At 65.0% G+C, this 20,214-nt stretch carries 21 protein-coding genes; 16 read left to right on the top strand and 5 right to left on the bottom strand.

All coding sequences use genetic code 11. From position 1 onward, the window contains the following. Positions 1–106 precede the first annotated feature (106 nt). Positions 107–1,375, top strand: a complete 1,269-nt coding sequence (locus Drose_RS32625; protein ID WP_260723251.1) for an ISL3 family transposase — start codon at positions 107–109, stop codon at positions 1,373–1,375. Positions 1,376–1,407: 32 nt separating this feature from the next. Then, complete coding sequence (locus Drose_RS32620; protein WP_260725101.1) at positions 1,408–1,557, top strand: hypothetical protein; 150 nt, start codon at positions 1,408–1,410, stop codon at positions 1,555–1,557. A 46-nt stretch (positions 1,558–1,603) separates the two neighbouring features. Here the strand turns inward: Drose_RS32620 and Drose_RS32615 are convergent, their stop codons facing one another. Further along, on the bottom strand, positions 1,604–3,142 hold the full coding sequence (locus Drose_RS32615) for a TRM11 family methyltransferase (RefSeq protein ID WP_260725100.1): 1,539 nt from the start codon (positions 3,140–3,142) through the stop codon (positions 1,604–1,606). Then, a complete protein-coding gene (locus tag Drose_RS32610) occupies positions 3,132–3,809 on the bottom strand; it encodes a type II restriction-modification system restriction endonuclease (protein ID WP_260725099.1) in 678 nt (225 codons plus the stop codon). Before Drose_RS32610 ends, Drose_RS32615 begins: the two co-directional genes overlap by 11 nt. Positions 3,810–5,803: 1,994 nt before the next feature. Between Drose_RS32610 and Drose_RS32605 the strand changes: the two genes are divergently transcribed. The 3 genes from Drose_RS32605 to Drose_RS32595 all read left to right on the top strand — a co-directional run bounded on the left by Drose_RS32605 (position 5,804) and on the right by Drose_RS32595 (position 9,132). Then, positions 5,804–6,301, top strand: a complete 498-nt coding sequence (locus Drose_RS32605; protein WP_260725098.1) for a hypothetical protein — start codon at positions 5,804–5,806, stop codon at positions 6,299–6,301. Then, positions 6,246–7,442 carry a helix-turn-helix domain-containing protein gene (locus Drose_RS32600; RefSeq protein ID WP_260725097.1) on the top strand — a complete coding sequence of 399 codons (1,197 nt, stop codon included), beginning with the start codon at positions 6,246–6,248 and terminating at the stop codon, positions 7,440–7,442. The genes Drose_RS32605 and Drose_RS32600 overlap by 56 nt, the downstream gene beginning before the upstream one ends. A gap of 181 nt (positions 7,443–7,623) precedes the next feature. Continuing rightward, a complete protein-coding gene (locus Drose_RS32595) occupies positions 7,624–9,132 on the top strand; it encodes an RNA-directed DNA polymerase (protein ID WP_260725096.1) in 1,509 nt (502 codons plus the stop codon). Positions 9,133–9,778: 646 nt separating this feature from the next. On the opposite strand, the gene Drose_RS32590 is transcribed toward Drose_RS32595, so the two are convergent. The 3 genes from Drose_RS32590 to Drose_RS32580 are packed head-to-tail and all read right to left on the bottom strand — an operon-like array spanning position 9,779 to position 12,155. Then, the gene (locus tag Drose_RS32590) at positions 9,779–10,606 is read right to left on the bottom strand and encodes a phosphotransferase (protein ID WP_260725095.1); all 828 of its coding nucleotides are present in this window, start codon (positions 10,604–10,606) and stop codon (positions 9,779–9,781) included. Then, positions 10,606–11,292 (bottom strand): HAD family hydrolase, encoded by a 687-nt coding sequence (locus tag Drose_RS32585; protein ID WP_260725094.1) that lies wholly within the window; start codon positions 11,290–11,292, stop codon positions 10,606–10,608. Before Drose_RS32585 ends, Drose_RS32590 begins: the two co-directional genes overlap by 1 nt. Beyond that, positions 11,289–12,155 (bottom strand): winged helix-turn-helix domain-containing protein, encoded by an 867-nt coding sequence (locus Drose_RS32580; protein WP_260725093.1) that lies wholly within the window; start codon positions 12,153–12,155, stop codon positions 11,289–11,291. The genes Drose_RS32585 and Drose_RS32580 overlap by 4 nt, the downstream gene beginning before the upstream one ends. A 343-nt stretch (positions 12,156–12,498) precedes the next feature. Here Drose_RS32580 and Drose_RS32575 point away from each other — a divergent pair, with 343 nt between their 5' ends. The 11 genes from Drose_RS32575 (at position 12,499) to Drose_RS32525 (ending at position 20,211) form a co-directional block, all read left to right on the top strand. Then, positions 12,499–12,705, top strand: coding sequence for a hypothetical protein (locus Drose_RS32575; RefSeq protein ID WP_260725092.1), 207 nt, complete (start codon positions 12,499–12,501; stop codon positions 12,703–12,705). A gap of 21 nt (positions 12,706–12,726) precedes the next feature. After that, positions 12,727–13,431, top strand: a complete 705-nt coding sequence (locus Drose_RS32570) for a GntR family transcriptional regulator (RefSeq protein ID WP_260725091.1) — start codon at positions 12,727–12,729, stop codon at positions 13,429–13,431. A gap of 101 nt (positions 13,432–13,532) precedes the next feature. Further along, positions 13,533–13,982, top strand: a complete 450-nt coding sequence (locus Drose_RS32565) for a hypothetical protein (protein WP_260725090.1) — start codon at positions 13,533–13,535, stop codon at positions 13,980–13,982. A 90-nt stretch (positions 13,983–14,072) separates the two neighbouring features. Next, positions 14,073–14,372: a hypothetical protein gene (locus Drose_RS32560; RefSeq protein WP_260725089.1), complete on the top strand. Its 300-nt coding sequence runs from the start codon at positions 14,073–14,075 to the stop codon at positions 14,370–14,372. Further along, complete coding sequence (locus Drose_RS32555) at positions 14,369–15,802, top strand: FtsK/SpoIIIE domain-containing protein (RefSeq protein ID WP_260725088.1); 1,434 nt, start codon at positions 14,369–14,371, stop codon at positions 15,800–15,802. Before Drose_RS32560 ends, Drose_RS32555 begins: the two co-directional genes overlap by 4 nt. Continuing rightward, positions 15,799–16,200, top strand: a complete 402-nt coding sequence (locus Drose_RS32550) for a hypothetical protein (protein WP_260725087.1) — start codon at positions 15,799–15,801, stop codon at positions 16,198–16,200. Before Drose_RS32555 ends, Drose_RS32550 begins: the two co-directional genes overlap by 4 nt. Next, entirely contained in the window at positions 16,197–16,691 is a 495-nt protein-coding gene (locus Drose_RS32545; protein ID WP_313899960.1) for a DUF2637 domain-containing protein, read from the top strand. Before Drose_RS32550 ends, Drose_RS32545 begins: the two co-directional genes overlap by 4 nt. Positions 16,692–16,735: 44 nt before the next feature. Beyond that, positions 16,736–18,388: a replication initiator gene (locus Drose_RS32540; protein ID WP_260725086.1), complete on the top strand. Its 1,653-nt coding sequence runs from the start codon at positions 16,736–16,738 to the stop codon at positions 18,386–18,388. Beyond that, a complete protein-coding gene (locus tag Drose_RS32535; protein WP_260725085.1) occupies positions 18,381–18,599 on the top strand; it encodes a helix-turn-helix domain-containing protein in 219 nt (72 codons plus the stop codon). Before Drose_RS32540 ends, Drose_RS32535 begins: the two co-directional genes overlap by 8 nt. Further along, positions 18,599–19,744: a tyrosine-type recombinase/integrase gene (locus tag Drose_RS32530; protein ID WP_260725084.1), complete on the top strand. Its 1,146-nt coding sequence runs from the start codon at positions 18,599–18,601 to the stop codon at positions 19,742–19,744. Before Drose_RS32535 ends, Drose_RS32530 begins: the two co-directional genes overlap by 1 nt. Next, positions 19,741–20,211, top strand: coding sequence for a hypothetical protein (locus Drose_RS32525; protein WP_260725083.1), 471 nt, complete (start codon positions 19,741–19,743; stop codon positions 20,209–20,211). The genes Drose_RS32530 and Drose_RS32525 overlap by 4 nt, the downstream gene beginning before the upstream one ends. The last annotated feature ends 3 nt before the right edge of the window (positions 20,212–20,214 follow it).

The raw sequence follows: 20,214 nt of genomic DNA, 5'->3' as shown, positions 1-20,214 counted from the left end.
ATGACTTTAGAACCTATGTGCCAATTAGTGGGTTTCTGTGGGTGGGGATAGGGGGCTGTAACGGACAAAATGGCGGCGCGCATGGGATGCCGGTTCGTTCACCAGGTTGCTGAAGACCGTTGTGAGCGAAGGGATCCACGTGCGCGCCGCTGCTGTGATCAACCGTCTGCTGGGCTTCGAGGGAACGGTTGTGGACGACGTGTGTTTCACGGATACCGCGATGGTGGTGCAGGTCCGGCTTCGCTCGCAGGTGCTGGTCTGCCCGTGCGGGCGGACCAGCCGGGCCCGGTACGACCGTTCCCGCAGGAAGTGGCGTCATGTCGACTTCGGCCGGTACCGGGTGGTGATCGAAGCGGAGATCCGCCGGGTCGACTGCCGCGGCTGCGGGCAGGTCCGCAGCGAGTGGATGCCGTGGGCCCGGCCCGGCGCCCGGCATACCCGCGACTTCGAGGATATGGCCTGCTGGCTGGCGAAACGGATGTCCAAGAGCGCCGCGGCCGCGCTGCTGGGCACCACCTGGCAGACCGTCGACCACCTCGTAGCCAGGCTCGTCGATACCCACCTGGACAGCGAGCGTCTCGACGCGATCTACCGCATCGGCGTCGACGAGATCGCCTACCGCCGGGGCCGCAAGTTCCTCACCGTGGTCGCCGACCACGACACCGGCCGGGTGGTGTTCGTCGGCGAGGGCCGCAGGCAGGACGTCTTCGGCAGATTCCTGGAGTCTCTCGGCGAGGACGGCCGAGCCCGGATCGAGGCGGTCAGCATGGACATGACCGCGATCTACCGCGGCGCCGCCACCACCCACGTGCCGCACGCGGCGATCTGCCTCGACCCGTTCCACGTGATCAAATGGGCCGGCGAAGCGCTTGACCTGGCCTACCAGACCTGCCGTGAACAGGGCGTAAAGATCGCCGTGGCTGGACTGACACCCGCCCAAACCTGGCAGAAGGCCCGCGGCGCCCTGCGCCAGCCCGCCGGGCAACACGACCCCACCCGCACCGCGATCATCGAACAGCTCCGCCGCAAACACCCCCGCATCCACCACGCCTGGCGCCTCAAAGAAGACCTCCGCCGCCTCTACCAGGTCCCCACCAGCGACGCAGCCGACCACCTACGACGCTGGATCAACCGGGCCAAACGCAGCGGTATCAACGCCTTCGTCACCCTCGCCCGGCGACTGCGCCGCCACCGCACCGGCATCCTCAACGCCATCCACCTCCAACTGTCGAACTCGCTCCTCGAGAGCATCAACGCCGGCATCCGCCTCATCCAACGCCGCTCCCACGGCTACGCCGACCTCGACAACCTCATCGAAATGATCCACCTCTGCCACGGCGGCATCACCACATCACTACCCACAGAAACCCATTAATTGGCACCTATGTTCGATTATTGTCGGCGGTCATGGAAACCTGCACCGCGGTGAAGACGACCCCGACGGCGACCGGCGACGTGGAGGTCCGGTGCGCCAAGCCCGCCGACCACGTGACCCGCGGCGACCTCCAGCACGAGGCCCGGCTCGGCGCGTTTCCGGTCCGTTGGCGATCTTCCTGACCACCGACCCCATGGTCTCGGTCCGGGCGGCACGTGGCTTCCGTCATCAAAAAAGCTGTTCCTCGGCGGTTGCGACCGCTTCGGTGCTGACCCATCGGCGTTTCATCTCTCCGAACAAGTCACCGAGGGGCTTCTCCGCTTCCAGTGGGCCGATTTCGCGAATGGATCGTTCGGCAGATTCAATGATTTCGATGTCGGAGCAGACCGCGGCGACAGCACCAAGATCTATCTTCTGCAGGAGCTTTTTGGTGATCGGCCGCTTGGCGTCCCAGAAGGTGAAGGTCCGGAAGAAGTCTTGAGCCGGCTTCGATCGGAGCAGTGCCAGCACGAGCGCGGCCTCTTGCGGGTCGTTGAAAGGAAGTAGGTAGCACGTGTCGTCCAGGAACACGGGCTTTCCCGCCAACGGCGCGATCAGGCGAAATTCTGCGGACTTGTGGAGACCTGATACCGCGATCTTGTACGGCGCGAACGAATAGTCGCCGATTCCGAAAACGCAGAATCGCGGCCTATTACGGTAGATCGAAGACTTTCGACCGTCGAGGGCTTCCGCGTTTTTGTTCAGGTAGGACCAGAGTTTGGGAGCGGTGTGCGCGAGTTGCGTCGTGTCCTCGCCGAGCGACTTCTGGGTTACGACGACCCACTTGCTCAGGCCCGTTCTACCCCGGAACACATCCGTGCCTTTGAGGAGCGGGTAGACGTGGCTCTCCTCCACGTCGACGGGCTCGCCGGAACGGCTGTGCGGGCCGTCCAGATGCACCAGCTCCATGACGCCGGCCGCGTCATGCTTCATGCCTTGCCGCCATTCGAGCGGGCAATGACCGTCCACTCGATGTCCTTCGCCGTATGCATCTATGTCGGCCACCAGGCGACCGTCGGCCACGCCGAACCTGCGGGACGGACGGACCGAATCCAACGAGTCGTACAGCGCACAGTCATAACTGGCCGGTCCGGTGCCGACCTCCACCGTGAACAGACATGCGTCCACGTTCGCGTCGAACCATTGCTTCGCATTGATCAGGTGGACGGAGGCGGACGAGATCGGTAACCCGAACTGCGAGCAGTACTCGAGGATGTTGCGGGCGACCTGGGTCTTGCAGAGCAGGCTGATGGTCGGATTGTGCCGCTGAAGCTCTGAGATGAGCTTGAGCCAGACGAATTCCGCGATGTCGAAGTTGGAGGCTCCGGTCATCGCATCCATGCCACGGAGATTTCTCAGGTTGACACGGTCCGGCCGGTTGCTCGATGCAAGCCTGCTGAGCTGGGCATTGGTGACCCAGGGAGGGTTGCCCACAACAAGGAGCGGTCCCTCCTTGCCCCACGACACGTCTTGTCCCAGGTGCATCGAGAAGATGTCCGCCTGGATGACCTCCGCACGCGCCAGACGGGCTTCGTCGACGTAGTCGGCCTGAACTTCGATCCCGACTATCTCCGCGTCCGCGGCGTAGCCGGCGGCTTCATGAAGGAAGTTGCCGACACCGCAAGTGGGCTCAAGGATCCGGGTCCACTCTTTCTTGGGCAGCACCTCGAAGACTTTCGCGGCTAGGGCGCGCGGTGTCTGAAAGTCGCCGAATTCATTATTTGGCACGAAGATCCTCCACTCCGAGCTGGTTCCCGACCTGTGCCGCCTTGATCGCGTGGCCGTATTGAAGTCGCCACTGCAAGGCGTTCGAGATTGTCAAGAACCCTGGCTCCGGAGGGTTTTCGGTGATCCGAAGCGCTAGCTGCCTGCGGCTTTCGGGATCTAGCGGCAGGTTTCGATCCTCAAGGTATGCATCGATGTCCTGCGCGGCTTCGCTCGTGTGTCCCGCATTCTTGAGAATCGTCCGTATCCCTCGGGTGATCTGGTAGTCGGCGGTCTGGTCGCGATCGATGAATACCACGTGGCGAATGTCGAGAGAGGCGGTTGACGTCGCCGGATCGTCGGCTTTCTCGTAGACCATCACCAGCAGATGGTAGCCGAGCCCGTAGACTTTCTGGACCGCGTCCCGGAAAGGGCAGCTCGATTGGGGTTGTTTGATCGAGGTGACCTTGAGATCGACGTCAAGGTCGGGGAAGTCTATGCCCTTTGCCGCGTTGCCGGGGATGTGGGTGTAATATTTGGTGATATACGTGTTGAAAGCCGCCTCTACGTGCGTTCCCACTGCCTTTCCGTCCGTAACTCCATAGAGCTCGGCTATCTTCTTCCTGCTCAAGTCGATAGCAAAGGAGTTTGCTGCTTGCTTCAGGGCGGCCAGGCTGAGCGGCTCTTGCACGCGGTGTCCTTTGTGGGGGTCAGTTGAATGTAGCGGGTATTCGTTCGGGTCTCATCGCTGCCAGCGATGATAGCGTGCGCTGCTCGTACGGGGGCGGCGCGCAACGCTGGCCGATGGCAGGCTCAGCCGGTCTTGCGGTCGCACTTCGAGGTGACCATGTCCGAGGGCTGTCCGCTGAACACGGACAGCATTCGCGATGGTGAGCTACCTCGTGGGCCTTCGGTCATTCCTGTCGATAATGAGGAGGTTCCAGGTCGACGCGTCGCGTCGGCTTCGCGTCTCTCATGCCCACCAATGACCGCCGCGCGCCCCGGTTGCCGCCCGTGGACGGCCAAGACGAAACCGGGCCGCTAGGTCATCGACGAGGTCAGGAACGTCACGCGAGCCGTCGACGGCGACCACCGGCAGGTGCGGCTAGACGGCTTGGCGCCGGACTTCAGCGTCCCACAGCGCATCGCGAGCCAGTCGCAGAGCGAGCGCCTCGCCGTGGTCGCCGTCTCCCCAGTTCGCTCGGGCCCGCGCGGCGTCGGCGAATTGAGCCCGCAATGCCCGATCCCGAAACCGCGGCGCCGGCAGGAGGAAGGCTGCCTGCTCCGGCCACGTCAGCAGCGGAGCGACCTCGCCGGGCAGCGTTCGGAAATCATCGACCAGGACCGGACGCTCGGTGGGCCTCGTGGTCGCCGCCGGCCTCGGGGCGGCGTGTTCCGGGCCGGGCGGCTCCATCATCATGGGAAAGATCTGGCTATCGGGGCAGCCATGTGTTTCCCATGATCATGAGGTCGAGCGGCGTGGCGGTCGGCGCGCCTCGGCGGCGACACCTCCGAGCCCTGCGCCCGAACTGTCGACCTTGGTCGGTTGGCAAGGGGCTATCGGGCTCAGCTTCGCGGCCTTGGGCCGGGCGGACCGAAGTACACGATCAGCACCGGTTGCGTCGACGGCAACTGGCGGGTGCGGGCCAAGGCGGAGGGTCTGAGCCTGGGAGACGCGCCGTCCCGGCTTCTCCCGCTCGGCCAAAAGCGTCCCTGATCAGGGTGGTCCGATGCTGTCTGTACAAGGCCGATGGTGGGGTGGCGACCGGCTTGGAAAGCGATCCGCGCTATCCGCGCTATTCGCGCGGATGAGCCGGATTCGGGGATGAAGCGGACATCGAGTGCCGCCACAGCTAAGCGCGGCGGGAAGACCAAGATCCCGGAAGGTCAGACGATTAGGCGTCTGACCTGGGGATAGGGGTGAGAGCGGGCGAGGAGAATCGAACTCCCACCGTCAGTTTGGAAGATCGTCTCGCGACGGGGTGATCTGTCCGGATGGCCTGGTGGGCGGTTGATTCTGACGCCCGCTCGTGCCCGTTCGTGACCCTGGCCGGACGGTGGTTCTGGCACGCGAATGGCACGTTTCGATCTGGCGTCGGAGCCTGATGCGGGCCGCCGCGCCGGCCGATGCCGGCGCTTGCGCCGCCAGCAGGCCGAGCGCGGGCGGCGTCTCCTTCCCGGCCTCCCACCCCCAAGTCGTGCTGGCCGCTGAGCGGAGTCTCCCGTATGCCGTCGTCCACCCATGGGGGAGCGGGGCGGCGCCGGGCGGGCCAGGCTCGCCGAAGGCGACCGCGAAGCGGCTCGGCCTGGCCCACCCGGCGCCGGTCTGCTCGGCTCGGCCTGGATGGCGGTGTGCGGGAGCGGAGCGACCTCCCCGGAGCCAGAGGCCCCGCCGGAGGCGATCAGGACACGCCCGCCTGAGTGGAACGATCTCTCGATTCGATCTTCCTCTTTCACCACCGCATCTGTGGTACTGTTTCAGGAAGTTGGTTGAGGGAGGGGTGAATGACTCAGGCTGTAGGGCCAGTGTCCGACGCGTGCCAGATCTACGAGGGTGCAGCGGCAGACCGCGAACTGGCTCGGATGGGCCTTCGGGCTGCGTACCTTGAACAAGCGGTGCGCCATGGGCACGAGCGAGCGTCGCGTTGTCTGCCCGTGCACCCGAAGACCTACCAGGGTCAGGTCATGTGGGCGGAGACGGTTGGCGAGCTTCGCACTCAGCTTCTTAATCTCAACCAAGACTGGAAGATCGGCCAAACCAACAACTACGAGACCTCATATCACTCTGGGCGCCGAATCGCTATTGCCGTAGTCGGCGGCGACGGAAATACGGGCGTCACCGGCTTTAATCCTCCGAAGACCGCCAAGAGGCGGGGCCCGATCACGGCAAGACGGATTAAGCGGAACGTGATTGGCCAGATGCCGTTCAATCTGCCGGAGTTCGTGGATCCTCCCGAAGATGACGAGCAATGTGTGACTTGGTTTTATTTGCTGAAAGCGCGCAAGGAAGTGATGTACAGCGAATTGTCCCTTCCCGTTTCACTAGGGGCTGACAGTCGAATCGACCAATGGGCTGTACGCATAATTTTGCCGCACGTCGGATTTACTGGTGTTGCCATTACACCGGTTGATCTGGACGGCGATGATGACGAACCGCCACAGATTCATGTCGACCGTAAGTGATATTCCCTCTGACTTCAATCCACACCGACTTCGGCTGGCCCGTGAGCGTCGCGGGCTGACGAAGGAGTCGTTGGGACAGCTCTGCGGTGTGAGCCGCAGAGCTGTCACTGATTGGGAGTCAGGAAATGTTGAGAGTCCTCCGGTTGGGCGGATTGCGGACGTTCTAAACTTTCCGGCGTCGTTCTTCTATGGCGAAGATATCGATGAGGTCGGCGAGGGTGCGGTAAGCTTTAGGGCGTTGTCAAGCATGACGCCCCGCCAAGTGCGTCGTGTACTGACACATGCGTCGCTGGTGCGTAGCTTTTCATCATGGATCGATAAGCGGTACGCCACGCCGCCGGTAGACGTACCATCGATCGAAGAGTTGACGGCTTCGGTCTACGAAGCTGAGCCCTCACCCGTCGAAGCAGCGGATTCGGTTCGTGCGATCTGGACGCTGGGCGTGAAGCCCGTACGAGACATGCTTGCACTGGTTGAAAGTCGCGGGGTCAGGGTTTTCGGCTTGCCAGCGACGGACCGAGAAGTGGACGCTTTCTCGTTCTGGTTCGAAGACCGCCCATTCGTCTTCTTGAACGCATCTAAGAGCGCCGAACGCGTCCGCTTTGATCTGGCTCACGAGCTTGGCCACTTGTGTATGCATCGTAACGTGAGGACGAACCGCGCTAGGCGGTTTGAACTCGACGCAAATGCGTTCGCTAGTGCGTTTCTAATGCCGAAGGCCGGCTTGCTGTCACAGATCGTTGGAAAACTCTCGCTTGGCGACGTCATGAGTCTGAAGAAATTTTGGCGCGTGTCGGCCACCGCGATGGTTAGGCGCCTACACCAGTTGGGTCGGATAACGGATTGGCAATATCGCTCGTGGATGATCGAACTGAGTGGGAAGGGCTTCAGATCTAGCGAGCCGGACGGTCAGGCTCACGAACAGTCAGCCTTGTTGCGTCAGGTGCTAGGCCTTGCGCGAGAGGACGGCTGGCGTGTCGACCGTATATCTAAGGAGCTTGGCATACCTCGTAGCGATCTATCAGAGGCGCTGATTGGGCTTACTGTTACGTCTGTAGTTGCTCCTACTGATGCCGCCGATCCTGACCACGTTGATCGGACGTCGGCCCGTTCTTCGGCGTCGCTTCGTCTAGTTCAGTAGATGGCTATGGTGCTGATCGCCCAGAGCGAGCATTGGGGCCGCGCAAGCGCGGCCTCTTGATCCTGCATAGCGGAATTCGGCACTGCCAAGGTCCCTACTGCGCTTCGTCGGAAGACCGGGTATCGTAGCGCAGTTGCGTTGAGGTTCGGACGCTAGGACCCCCTGTACCGTAGGAGTTTGGATGGAACGGATTCCGGAACCCGAAGTCCGAGCGCTCAACATCTTGCAGGCGGTCATAGATGAGGCAAATGCCAGGAGGAACCTAGTTCCGCCCGAACCTTGGCTAGATGTATTGGCAAGATATCCGCAAGAATTCGCAAACTGGGTCGCACTGCGCTTAAGAGTGGGTGCGACTAACTCCCCAGCAGCGATCGTTAATACCCGGAAGAGCGGACAGGGTGTACGCCCAGTCCCGATTGTTGGTATAGCGGAACGAATCGCCTACCGAGCGCTAACTAATCATGTCGTCCAGGGGCTTTCGTTTCCGACAAGATCATTGGAAGATTATCGTCAGTTTGCTAATGGTCCTATCCTTCAGGGACTCGACGGGTCGGGCGACGTCCGGAGTCTCTTGCCGGCACATACAAAATACGTCGCAGAAGCAGATGTTGCAGCGTTCTACCAGTACGTCGATCATGATCTCCTGAAAGGCGAGCTTGAGTTCCAAGTAGGGCGAGTCTATGAGACCGGAGTTCTCATAGACCTACTTGGGGAAATCCAAGGAACTGCCTTCGGGCTGCCTCAACTGCTCGACCCTTCGGACCTGCTAAGTGAGGTCTACATCCGTATGCTAGAGCGAGACCTTGTGAGGCAAGGGCTCGTCTTATGGCGCTATAACGATGATTTCCGGTTACTTGCTAACGGTTACGACGAGGCCCAGTTGGCGGTCGAGCAGGTAAGCGATGCGGCCCGACGTCTGGGGCTCGTTCTTAGCGACCAAAAGACTCACATTTCTAGACTTGTGACCTATATTGTTAGGAATGCGTCAGTTCCGGTGGACGAAGATGACGCTCAGATCGATGTCACAACTCTGTCGCCTGGTTCGAACGACTACGCTGGCAGTCTTATGAGTCCCGAGGAGGCCAACGGCGTTCTGAGGCGCATTAGCCTTCCGCCTCGTGATGAGAACCGGTTGGACCTAAAGAATCTTAGACATGATGATGTTAAACTGCTCAGGTCGGCGCTGAATTCACTCGCTCATCATGAGGATGAGGGTGGCCTTAGGTACTTGGTTTCACTCACGTTATTTGTGCCGGTTCTTACCCCGAAGGTATGTACCTACCTCATATCTATGTTTGATGCGCATGCTAGCACTGTGGATGAGATATGGGATACCCTAACGCAAAATCACGCGGATTCGCTCAGTGATTGGCAGCGAGCCTGGCTGGTGTATGTCGCTCGCATCTGCGGCATGCTGGCTCTGCAGCCGGACGGGAGACTTAGTTGGGTTCGGGGTCAACTAAGGAGGAACAGCGATCTACTGCATGCGGAGGTGTCGTTATGCTTGGCGCAAGGAGGGGCGATCGAGTTCAGCGAACTTGATGTCAGTCTACGGGTACGTCCGGAGGCGTTAAGTCCGTGGTATGTCCTCGGCATGAAAGAGCTGCATAGTATCGGGTTGGTCAACGCGAATCAAATTTCTGCAGTGAAACAGTCGTCTCCACTCTACCGATTGCTGTTGGAGTTGTGATGGCTACATCCGCGACGCCGCGTTTTGCTCTCACGGAATCGGCGTTGCGCCTCCTTCGCCACGCGGAAACTAGATTAGGCGGCAGGCCTCCTCGGTCAGGTCAAAGGCCGAGAATCGCTCAAGGCCCCCTCCAGGCGACGACAAACCAGCAGCAATGGCGCCAGGAGGCGGTATTTCTTCGGATTATTAGCATCACCGAGTCGTACATTGATGCTATTTCGATAGGCCTGCTTTTGCAGAGTGTCGACATGTCCTCTGCTGTCCTTGGTCGAATGGTGGAAGACATCGAGCTATCCTCAACTAGCAATTGGTGGGCTCGCCAGAGTGCATTTCAACTGCACCATCAATTGAAGCTAAGCTCCTGTGCTGGGTGGGGTGACCTGCAGGCGGCTATACAAGTTCGCAATTGTCTGGCACATGGCCTCGGAAAACTCACGGCTAAGCAGCGCAAGAATACCAATCTGGCGACCCAGATTGCGGTGTTGGATGTAACAATTTCTGGCGGGCGGATGCATTTCGGTTCATCTACAGTGTCGAGGGCGGCCGCAGTGTGCTCGTCGTTCGTTGCGGATGTTGACGCCCGGTTGCCGTAACCCTGATTTTCTATATATCGTTGAGCTTCAACGCGCGTTGGCGCGCAAAACCGCTAAACCCGGGCTGCTTCGGCAACGGAGATCCAGCGCTTTACACGATCCCAATCCGTTCCGGCCGCTTTCGCCAGACGGCTTCCTAAGTCAGCCGGCGGCAAGTCGCCGCGGAGCTTGAGTGCGATCACTGCCAGGTCGTATCCGATCTCGCCTGAGACGCCCCGCGGGTCGATGATCTTCCAGCCGCTATCGCCGCTGGTTAGGAGGTTCCATGTTGATGCGTCGCCGTGGCACAGCCCCGGTTTCGTGTCTTGCGCTAGCTCATCAAGAACGCCTAGCGCTTCTTGCCGCTCGTTGAGCGGGGCTGGTCCTTCCCGCCAGACGGGCATGTCGGTGAGGTTGTCGTCCTTCAGCCGTTCCCGCAGCCAATCGAACACGGACGGCAGGACTTGCCGTGGCGCCGGCTGGTTGAGCATGGCGGCGAATGGGGCCGCGAGTGCGTTGAGGTCGACGGTGCTTCGGTCGGTGAGCGCGAGGGGTGTGCCTGGTTGGACCTCCTCCAGCACCATCCATAGACCGGAGGGTGCCAGGATCGTCTCGTGGACGACGGGAGCCACGCCGAGGTCCGCCAACGCCGAAGCGACGTCAGCCTGTATCGAGGCGTCCGGGTCAGGGCTGGACCGCAGGACGAGTCCGCCGTGCGGGCTGTCGACTGCTACAACGAAGCCGTATCGGGCGGGCAGGACGGTCCGGGGTTTGGCGTCGTACATGTCACAGATTTCGCGCAGCTCGGTCTCGACGTCGGCGGCCCACGCGCGGGCGTGATCAGGCCAGCGTTTCTCGATACCGGCGACGATGCCGGCTGGTAACTCGGGCCAGTCGACCATCAGGCGCTGCCTACGGCAGCGTGGAGAGCGTCGGCAAGGTCTGTCATCGTTTCGATGACGGCGTGCGCGCCGGCGGCGGACAGGCGTTCGCGCTTGCCCGGCTTGTTGGCGTACCCGATGGCTGCCACGCCTGCGGCCCGGCCCGCTTCGATGTCGCTTACCGAGTCGCCGATGAAGGCGCCGGCCTCGGCTGGCACGCCGAGCGACGTCAGCGCCAACGTCAATAGGTACGGGTGCGGCTTCATCAGCCTCGGCGCCAGTCCGTCGTGCCGGCCGACGACCAGGTCGACATCCTGGCCCAGGTCGTGCCGGTCGAGGTAGGCGCTGACGGCGGCCGGGGCATTGTTGCTCACGATGGCGACTCGTCGGCCGGTTTCCCGCGCTGCGCGCATCACAGCGCGGGCCCCGGGTGTCGGCACCGCGCTGGCCGCTGCCCGGACCTCCGCGTCTCGTGCGGCGTCCGTGATGGCGTGGAGGAGTTCCTCGTCGCCGAGCTGGCTGACCTTCTGCACGAACTGGGGTGGGCCTTCGGCGGTGATGTCGTACCCGTGGGCCGCCGCAATTGCGGTCAACTCCTCGATAGCTGCGGTGGCCGACACCCCGCCGAACAGGGCAGCTATAGGCCCATCGAAGTCAAGTAGGACGACTTTTGTGCCACGCAGCACGTCCGCAACCGAGATCGTCATGGTTGCTGGTCGCGGGCGATGGTGTTCCAGACGCTGTCGAACCAGGCTCGGGCCTGCTGCACGTATTGCGTGGGCAAGTCATCGTCATTGTCGTCGGCGGCGAACTGGAACAGTGGGACGTCCTTGCCCATGACGTCGTAGATCGGGACCTGGTCGCGGTTGATGGTCACTGTGTGCTGGACGACCGGGTAGAAGCCGAAGAACGCTTCGGCGTTGTTCAGGATGTAGACCTTGAACAGGGCCGCGGTTCCGTGCTGGCGGACCTCACACGTCGCGGAGCGGACCAGGCCCAGCTCGCCCAGCTCGCGGACAGAGTCGACGATGGCCTCGCTGTGGCGGCGGCTGATCCGTGTTGCGCGTTCGCGGACGGCCTTGTCGGCGTCCGGGTCGTCAACGGCCGACGGCACTGAGGCCGGCTGGGAGTGGTCGGGGACCAGGATGCGGATGGCGATCGACTCCGGGGTGAGCCGGCCTGCCCGGATCTTGTCGAGCGGTTCGGAGAGCGCGCCGTGGAGGGTTTCGCTGGAGAAGCCGGCGAAGTCGATCGACACGTGCTGGCGTTCGAAGGCGGCCTCGATATGCGGGCGGAGGCCGACCGGGCGTTCGGTCTGGGCGCGGACGAAGGCGCCGCTGCCTTGGCGGCTGACGATCAGCCGTTCTTCGCGCAGGATGCGCAAGGCGGACTTGACGGTCTCCCGGGCGACGCCGTAGTGGTCGGCGAGTTCGTTCTGTGAAGGCAGGCGTTCGCCGGGCTGGAAGCGGCGGGTCAGGATTGCGGCGCGTAGCACGTTGGCGATTTGCTGCGAGGCCGGGCGTGGGTCGTCCGGGTCCAGGCCGTCGAGGGCGTCCGCTTCGGTGTTCATGCGCTCAGCCTAGAACCTGACTAGTCATGTGAGAAACATCTGGGTGTGCCTCTTGCCCGGATCGACCGGGAGCCATACCGTAAAATATGACTAGCCAAGCTAGTCAAATCTGCGAACCGGCTATCGGTTCCCGTTTGGCTGGCGCCGGGGCGGGTGGAGGCGGTAGGTACCGACGCTGAGGTCCGAGACCCGCCCGTCCCGGTGCCGCTCCACGGAACGTTTGCGCCTGTCGCAGCCAGGTCGAGCATCAGGGAGATGTGCAGTGGGCGAGATTGAAGTGGTTCACCCGCATTGGTGTGACCGGGCGAAGTGTGGGGCCGGGCGGCCGACCGTGTTGTGGGAAATGCACCAGTCACGGCGGATCACGGGCTGCTCGGGCCCGGACGAGGGCAGCGTGATCGACCTGATGCTGCTGACGTACGGGGGTGAAGGGCCAAGGCTGCTGCTCGAATTCCCGCGGGGCGCCGAGGACGGTGCCGAGCTGACCGTGGAGCAGGCCGAGAGTCTGGCGGCGTCGATGGTTAGGCTGCTCGCCGAGGCTCGCAGCTGACCCCGGAAGGGCTTTGCTGCTGTGCCAATCGAATCGAGTACGCCGAAGTACGCCGAGATCATCAACGCTTTGCAGCGCCGGATCGACCGGCAGGTCTACCGTGCTGGTGACCTGCTGCCCAGTGAGGCGCAACTGACGCGCGAGTTCGGCGCCTCGCGGTCCACCGTCGTCCGGGCGCTGGAGTACCTGCGTCAGCACGGCTGGGTCGAAGGCGTGCAAGGCAAGGGCCGGATCGTCCTTGAGCGTCCGGCCTCCCGCCTGTCCGAGCTGCCCCGCCGCGTCCAGGTCCTGTTGCAGGCCGACCGGCATGCGACTCTCCTCAATGCCCGGCGGGTGGCGGCCACGGTCCGCATCGCTGCGGCGCTCGCCTGTCCGGTCGGTGCGCCGCTCGTCGCCCGGCGGTACCTGCTGAGCCTGGCCGGCGCCGCGCCGTTCGGGCTCAGTACGGTCTTCGTCTCCGTCGACTTGGCCGGCGCGACGAACGAGCCGCCGGGGGGCGGTTTCTTCGTCCACATCGAACGGGGTCAGGCTCATCGCGTCGTGGAACGCCTCGGCGCGCGGCTCGCCTCCGAAGGGGAGGCGGCCGTGCTCGGCCTGGAGCGCCGTCGCTGCCTCGCGGTCGCCCTGCTTACGGTGCTTGATGCCGCTGATCGGCCGCTGCTGGCAGTCGATGCGGTGTTGTCCCGTGATGTGCCGGAACTGGCCTCTTCGTTCACGCTCGCATAAACCGCCGTCGCTAAAAGCTTGACTAGCCATGTCGGCCATGTCACGCTTGACTGACTTGGTTAGTCAAGTAGCCAAGTCGACCGCGGTGAATGGGGAGAGACGTGGTTCCTAGCTCCATCAAGATCCCGGTGCCGTTCGACTACGTGTTCCCGAACGGCGCCCTGTTCCTCGGCGTCGACAAGCTCGTCAACTTCGACAAGCTGCGCGACGCCGACAACCAGGCCCGCGACGAACACGGCGTCCGGCTGTGGGTCGTCAAGGTCATGGACCAGGACCCCGAGGCCGGAAAGTTCGGCCGCTCCACCGAGGTCAAGGTGAAGATCGCCGCGCCGCACCAGCCGATCCCGCCGGAGGGCATCGGCCTGCCCGGCGGCATCATCGTCACGCCCGTCGAGTTCACCGACATGACCGTGACGCCGTACAACGACTCGACCGGCTGCAAGGGCGACCGGAATCCGCACAAGTGCCGCGCCCGGCTCGCCTGGTCCATCCGCGCCGGCGCCATGGTCGCACCCGGCGAATCCGCGCGGCCGACGAAGGCCGCTGCGTAACACCCAGCGGACGCGCAGGGGCGGGCCATCTCCGGCAAGAGTCTCCCGCCCCCGGCCCAACCTCCCACCCAGCAAAGGAGCGAGGCTGTTATGGCCAAGGTAGTTCACCCTGCCCGCAACACGGCACCGGACGCGCTACCAGCCGAAGCGTTCGGCGAGATCGAGCTGAACGGCATCTACGAAGCCGGCTGCGTCTTCGCCGCGGCCCTGCACGACATCAACCACCACCACATCGGCGAACCGGGCTCGTGGGACCTGTGGGGGAGCGGCCCGGACGAGTTGGCGCGCCTGCATGCTGCTCTCGACCAGATGGCGACCGCGATCAAGGCCAGCCGCGCCCTGCTGACCTCGGTAGAGCGCCGCGTCCGTCGTGCAGACGGTCGGGGGTGAGCGCGGTGCCGCTGGTCAACGTCATCCGCGGAGAGCGCATCGAACCGGCACCGTTCAACGTCCGCACCCCGTACCTCAAGGTCCCGCTCTGGCTCGTCCTGGTCGGCTGGACGGTCAAATACTGCTTCCGCCTCGGGGTGCTCCTGGTCAAGCACTGGCCGGTCACCACACCCGCGCTGCTGCTCGGCTGGCTGTACCTGCGCTTCGACTGGTACGGCCCCGTCGTCCTGGTCGGCGCGCTCGCCGTCGTCGGCGGGGCATGGTTCCTGGCACACCGGCCATCCTTCGAGCGGTTCGCCGGGTACCCGGTGCTCGGCCGATGGCGGCGCTGGACCTACCGCCGGCACTGGCTCCCGGCGATGGCAACGTCCGGCCTCGCGGTGACGTTCGACGGCCGGGCCGTGATCCCGGTACTGAAACGGGTCCGCTGCAATGACGCGGCCGACGTCCTCACAATCCGGATGGTCACCGGCCAGATCCCGGACGACTTCGCCAAGGTCTCCGAACGACTGGCCCACACCTTCGGCGCCCGCGCCTGCCGAGTCGCTGCCGGTGCGCGGCCCGACCTGGTCACTGTCACGCTGCTGCGCACAGATCCGCTCGTCGCCACTGTGGAGCCGTTCCTGGTCGCAGACGTGCCGGACTTCACGGCGCTGCCGCTGGGGCGGCGAGAAGACGGCAAGGTCTACGCGCTGCGACTGTTCGGCACACAGGTCCTCGTCGTCGGTGCCACCGATGCGGGCAAGGGCTCGGTCATCTGGTCCCTGCTGCGGGCCATGGCTGCCGGCATCGCGTCCGGCCTCGTGCAGGTGTGGGCCTTCGATCCCAAGGGCGGCATGGAGTTGGCCGCTGGGCGTCCGCTGTTCGCCCGGTTCGCCTGCGACGACTTCGAGGCCATGGCCGACATGCTTGAAGAAGCCGTCGCCACCATGCGCGAACGCACGGCACGGCTGCGCGGGAAGACCCGACAGCACGTACCGACGATCGGTGACCCGCTGATCGTGATCGTCATCGACGAGTTGGCGGCGCTCACCGCGTACCTGACCAATCGTCAACTGAAGGATCGCGTCAAAGCGGCGCTCGGCGTGCTGCTCACGCAGGGGCGCGCGGTCGGCGTCCATGTCATCGCCTGCCTGCAAGACCCGCGCAAAGAGGTCCTGCCGTTCCGCGACCTCTTCCCGACCCGGATCGGTCTGCGCCTCACCGAAGAGGCCCATGTCGACCTCACCCTCGGCGAAGGCGCCCGGGACCGTGGTGCCCTGTGCGACCGCATCCCGCGCAGCTCGCCCGGCGTCGCGTACGTCGTCCTCGACGGCGGCCCCACCCCGATGCGCGTCCGCTTCTCCTACCTGACCGACAACGACGTCACCGACCTGGCACAGACCTACGGCCGGCTCCGCCCGGTCGCCACCGGAGGCGAGGCAGCATGAACACCAACATCTGGAACGCCGCCCGCGCGTTCGTCGCGGCGCTGCGCGTCAACGACCGGGAATCAGCGACCGGCCGTGTCTGGTTCCGCAGCACCCGCGTCTGTCCCGACTGGTGCGCTGCCGACCACCGGTGCACCGCCCGCCACGGCTACCCCAGCGGCGAGCACCGCTCCCGGCCGCTGACCTGCCCGACGCCGTACGGAAACGTCGTCGCTACCCGCACCCAGACGATCAACGGTGCTAGCCACATCGAGCTTCGGCTCAGCGCCCACCTCGACCGCCAGGAGGCGATCGCGGCCAAACAGGCGCACCTGCTGACCCAGGGCGTTGACGTCGTGGCCCGCGCGGTCATGGCCGCCGAACTGCAGCGTGCGGTCGCCGGGCAGGTGCGCCGGTGACCCACCGCATCGAGAGCGGCGCCCAGGTCCTGATCCTGCTCGCCGTGGCAGGCATGGCCGGCGCCGCCTCGTTCACCCACGTCCACGACTGGACCATGCGCAACTCGCCACCCGGCACCGGCGACTGGTTCGGCTGGGCCAACGCCATGGTCACCGAGCTGATCCCGCTCGCCGCTGGCCTGGAAGCACGTCGGCGGCGCCGCAACGGCATCTCGGTCGGTCGGTACCCGATCGTCCTCATCGTCGGCGCCGTGGCCGTCTCCCTCGCAGGCCAGTTCGCCGAAGCCAAGCCGGGCCTGTCCGGCTGGGGCATCTCGGCTCTGCCTGCCCTCGGTTTCCTGGCCCTGATCAAGCTCGTCCTATCCGTTCCTCCGGCCGCTGTCGTCGAAGAACCTTCACAAGAGCCGGTCGTCGCGGAGGAGCCGAAGCCGCTGGTACTGCCGATCTTCTCCGAAGTGTTCGCGAGAGTGAACGGGGCCGCCCGGCGATGACGGTCACGACGGAACGCCCCGGCTCCCGCGCAGCACGGTTCGCCATGCCGCGAGCAGTCGACGCGCTGCAACAGCTCGCACAGGAGTACGGCGTGTGCGTCCGCCCGGTGACGCTACGCCGGACCGATCTCACCACCGGCGTCAGCGAAGTCATCGACCTGCCGTGCGGCGCCACGCGCGAAGACAAGTGCCCGCCGTGCGCGAAGCGGGCGCGCCGCCTCCGGCAGCAGCAATGCCGGGAAGGCTGGCACCGCACCGATGAGCCGCTACCAGAGCCCGACGCGCCGACCGACGAACAACGCTCGCTGATCGTCCTTCGCGCGCACTTCGTCTTCGAGCGGGGCCGCGCCGAGCTGGCGGCGGAATGGGACCAGGTCGCCGAACTCGATGCCGCGATAGCCGAGCTGGACCAGGCCATCACCGCCTCGGGGATGCGCGGCCACCTCACCCCGGCCGGCGATCAGGCCGACGCTCCCAAACCACTCCGCCGGGTCCGGTCCACCAAACGCCGACAGGACACTCCGGACCTGCCCCGGCTCAAGATCGCCCCCAAGACGGTCGGCCGGACCTTCGAAGGCCGCGACGGACAGGTGTTCCAGCCCTCAACCTTCCTGACCCTCACCCTCGACAGCTACGGCCGGGTCCGCGCGGACGGCACCCCGGTCGACCCGACCACGTACGACTACCGACGCGCGGCCTGGGACGCCGTGCACTTCCCGGCCCTGCTCGATCGGTTCTGGCAGAACGCTCGCCGGGCCGCCGGCTGGTCCATCCAATACTTCGGCGCTGTCGAGCCACAGCGCCGGCTCGCCCCGCACGCGCACTTCGCGATGCGCGGCACCATGCCCCGTGACCTGCTACGCCGCATCACCGCAGCGACCTACCACCAGGTCTGGTGGCCGCCCGCCGACACGATCGTCTACCCCGACCACCACGCGCCGGTCTGGGACACCGACCAGCGGACCTACCTCGACCCGGACACCCGAGCGCCACTGCCGACATGGGATGAGGCGCTGAACGCCATCGACGCCGACCCGGACGCCGAACCAGTCCACGTCGCCCGCTTCGGCCCACAGGTCCACGCCGAAGGCGTCCTCGGCGGCACGCCGAAGGCCGACAAACTGATCGGCTACCTGACGAAGTACCTGACCAAGTCGGTTGACACCTGCCACGCGATCGAGACGGACCGGCAGCGGGCGCACCTTGAGCGGTTCTGGCATGAGCTGCGCTATATGCCCTGCTCGCCGCGTTGCGCCAACTGGCTGCGCTACGGAGTGCAGCCAAAGAACCCGCGGCCGAACCAATATCCGGGCCGGTGCAAGGCGAAGGTGCACCAGCGGACCACCCTCGGCATGGGCGGCCGGCGCGTGCTCGTCTCCCGGCAGTGGTCCGGCAAGACCTTGGCTGACCACAAGTACGACACGCGGGCGTGGGTCCGAGCCCTGCTCGGCATCAGCGACGCCCACGACCAGACCTCGGCGCTCGACGGCCACAAACCCGGCACCCCGGCGCCGGTCGCCTGGGAGATGGCCCGCCGCGACGACCCGGACATACCGCCGCTGCAACACCGGCTCTTGCGAGCCATCTCGGCGCGCATCCAGCAACGCGCCCAGCTCAGAGCAGCGATCGAAGCGGCCGACCAGGGGCCGCCTGATCTTTCGGCAAACCGAGGAGAGGAGGACCCACCCGTTGGGTGAGGAGCTGCTGACGGGAGAGCAGGTCGCGGCCCTGCTGAAGACGACGCCGCGGTTCGTCCGGCGACTCGTCCAGGGCCGGCGCATCGAGTACGTGAAGGTCGGCCGGCTGGTGCGCTTCTGCCCGGAAGCCGTCGCCGATTACATCGACCGGAATCGGATCACGCCGCTGGGCAGGGCTGACGTGCGGCGGCAGATCGGGAGGGCGGCGTAATGGCCAATCGGAAAGGCCGGCGGCGTTTCGGCAACGTTCGGAAGCTGCCGTCAGGACGGTTTCAGGCGCGGTACCTCGGGCCGGACGGGATCGAGCGGACAGCGCCGAACACGTTCGACACCGAGAAACTGGCGAAGGACTGGCTGACGGTCACCGAAGCGGAGATCATCCGTGGCGACTGGACGGCGCCGGAGGCCGGTGAAGTCAAGCTCGGCGACTACGGCGCTCGCTGGATCGCCGAGCGGAAGCTGGCGCCCCGGAGCCGCGAGAACTACGAAGACCTGTACCGCCTCCACATCCGGCCGCACCTCGGCGGGCTGGCGCTCGGGTTGATCAAGCCGGCGACCATCCGGTCGTGGCGGAAGCGGCTGCTCGACTCGGGCACGCCGGAGCCGCAGGCGGTCAAGGCGTACAGCCTGCTCCGCGCGATCTTGAACACGGCCGTCAAAGAGGACGGGCTGATCCGGGAGAACCCGTGCCGGATCAAGGGCTACGACCGGTACCACACCCCGGAGCGGCCGACCGCGACCGTCGACCAGGTCCTCGCGCTCGCCGGCGCCATGCCGCCCCGGCACTCGGCGCTGATCATGGTCGCGGCGTTCTCTGGGCTGCGCTGGGGTGAGCTTGCGGCGCTGCGGCGCTGTGACGTCGATCTCGACGCCGGCCGGATCCGGGTGCCTCGGAAGCTTGCGGCGCTGCGGAGCGGTCTCCAGTTCGGGGCGCCGAAGTCGGAGGCGGGCGTCCGGGTCGTGGCGCTGCCCAAGATTGCGGTCGCCGTACTCCGCGAGCACCTGGACGGTGAGTTCGTCACGGACGGACCGGAGGCCGTGATTTTCACCGGCGACAAGGGCGCGCTCCTACGTTCCGGCAATTTCGGCCGGTCGGTCCGGTGGATCGAGACCGTCCGGAAGGTCGGCCTACCGGACGGCTTCCACTTCCATGACCTGCGCCACACCGGTAACACGCTCGCCGCCGCGGCCGGGGCGAGCACGCGGGAGCTGATGCACCGCATGGGTCACGCCAGCATGCGTGCCGCGCTGATCTACCAGCACGCCACGAGCGAGCGGGACCGCGAGATCGCGGACGGCATGGATCGCCGGATCGCGAGGCACACCCGACGAGCGAGGAAGGGACAGAAGCGATGATCAGCCGATTGGGTGTTGTTGTCACCCTTGTACTCCTGGCTCCGCTCATGATCGCGGCGAAGTGCGAGGAGGGGAGCGGCGGCGGTGGTCGGAAACAGGCGTGCGACCTGCGGGAGACTCAGCCGCCGAAGTGGATCGCCGGCCGCGGGAAGGGGACCATCGAGGCGGCCGTGACCGCGTACTGCGACCCGGCGCCGAAGCGGCACACGCTGACGCTCTGGCTGGAGCGGGAGGCGAGCGACGGCAAGACTTGGCTGCAGGTCGGGCAGACCAGCGTCTTCCAGAAGGCGACCGACATTCCGCCGCCGCCACCCGGCCGGAAGTACACGATCAGCACGGGGTGTATCGACGGGAACTGGCGGGTGAGGGCATGGGCGGAGGGCCTCAGCCCGGACGGCACGCCGTTCCGGTTCTCCCTCCCGGCCAAAGAGTCCCTGATCAGGGTGGTCCGATGCCGCCTACAGTGACTG

This window comes from Dactylosporangium roseum (genome assembly GCF_025264685.1).
Classification (GTDB): Bacteria; Actinomycetota; Actinomycetes; order Mycobacteriales; family Micromonosporaceae; genus Dactylosporangium; species Dactylosporangium roseum.
Note: the sequence above shows the minus strand (reverse complement) of the source record. Positions and strands in the feature narration are given on the sequence as shown.